Raw genomic sequence first — 1,641 nt, 5'->3', positions numbered from 1 at the left:
CGGCGCGGAGACGGCCGCTCCGCTGGTGCTCGGCGGCGGCCTCGTCCTGCTCGGGCTGCTCACCGGTGCCGCGATCACCGATGCCGCGCCGCCCATCGTGCTGTTCTCGGCGGCGAGCGTGCTGCTCGTCGGGGCCCTGGTCTTCGGGGTCGTCGCCCCTCGACGCACCTTCACACCGGTGCAGCGCCGGTTCGCCGAGATCACCGAGTACGCCGTCGTGGCGACTATCGTTCCGCTGGCCTGCTGGGTTCTCGGGCTCTACTCCGCCGTGCGCGGCATCTGACGTGCGGGCCCGCACCCTGTCCGTGACCGCCGCGTTCGTCGCCACCGGGATGCTCGCCACGGCCGCTCCCGCGACCTCGGCACCGCCGATCGTCGACGCGGGAGCGCTACCGCCGGCCGCCGCGCCGGCGCCGCCGGACGAGACCGAACAACGCAACCTGTGCACGCAGGTGCGGGACGCGGACGCTCCGCACCCGCCTGCAGCCCAGCGCATCCTGAACTTCGCGGCGGTCTGGCCGCTCACCCGCGGCGCCGGACAGAAGGTCGCGGTGATCGACACCGGGGTGTCGCGGCATCCGCGACTTCCGAACCTGTCCCCCCGCGGGGACTACGTCTCCACCGGAGACGGCACCGACGACTGCGATGCGCACGGCACCCTCGTCGCGGGACTCATCGCGGCACAGCCGGTGCCGGGTTCGGGATTCGCCGGGGGCGCACCGGATGTCGAGGTGATCGCGATCCGCCAGTCCAGCCGGAACTTCTCCGACCGCAACCACCGTCCCGACGACGCGACCGCGCGCAACTCCCCCGGCTACGGGGACGTGCGCACGATGGCGGCAGCGGTGCGGACCGCCGCCGACCTGGGCGCGACCGTCATCAACATCTCGGAGGTCGCGTGCGTGGCGGCCGCGGACGGTCTCGACGATCGCGCGCTCGGCGCCGCCGTCCGGTACGCGACCGACGTCCACGACGCGGTGGTGGTCGCGGCGGCCGGCAACACCGGAGACCTGTGCCGCTCATCGAATCCCGGCAGTGTCGATCCGCTGACACCGGACGGCGATCCGTGGTCCGCGATCACCACGATCGCGTCACCCGCCTGGTACGACGAGTACGTGCTCACCGTCGGATCGGTCGAGGAGGACGGCTCCCCGTCGTCGTACAGCCTGCCGGGGCCGTGGGTCGATGTGGCCGCGCCGGGCAGCGGCGTGGTGTCGTTGCATCCCACCTCCGGCGGGCTCACCGACGCCTACCTGGGACAGGACGGACCGCAGCCGATCGCGGGCACGAGTTTCGCGGCACCGCTGGTCGCGGCGACGGTCGCCCTGGTGCGTGCCCGCCACCCCGAACTCGACGCCCGCGCCGTGACGGCGCGCATCGAGGCGACCGCGCACGCCCCCGCCGAAGGCTGGAATCCCCGGGTCGGGCACGGTGTGATCGACCCGCTCGCCGCGGTCGCCGGCCCCGATCCCGCCGCCCGGACCGAGGTCGCAGCATCCGTGCCGGTCGACCCGCCGCGGCCGGTCCCGCCGCCGGACCACCGGCCGCGCACCGTCGCAGTGGCGGCGGGCGGCGGTGTGTGCGGGGTGCTCGCGGTCGCGGTGCTCGCATCGATTCCGTTGCGGCGCCGAACCCGCCACC

General features: G+C 74.4%; 1 protein-coding gene and 1 pseudogene. Both read left to right on the top strand.

Features of this window, described 5'->3' with window-relative positions; genetic code table 11:
- Positions 1-283: pseudogene (locus I0Q12_RS32620) on the top strand (type VII secretion integral membrane protein EccD); the annotation flags it as partial.
- 49 nt (positions 284-332) lie between these two features.
- On the top strand, positions 333-1,641 hold a 1,309-nt coding region (gene mycP, locus I0Q12_RS11290; protein ID WP_197252007.1), incomplete at its 3' end, for a type VII secretion-associated serine protease mycosin.

Source organism: Rhodococcus sp. CX (genome assembly GCF_015865005.1).
Lineage (GTDB): Bacteria > Actinomycetota > Actinomycetes > Mycobacteriales > Mycobacteriaceae > Rhodococcus.
The sequence above is the reverse complement of the archived record's forward strand: the minus strand, read 5'-3'. Positions and strand labels throughout refer to the sequence as shown.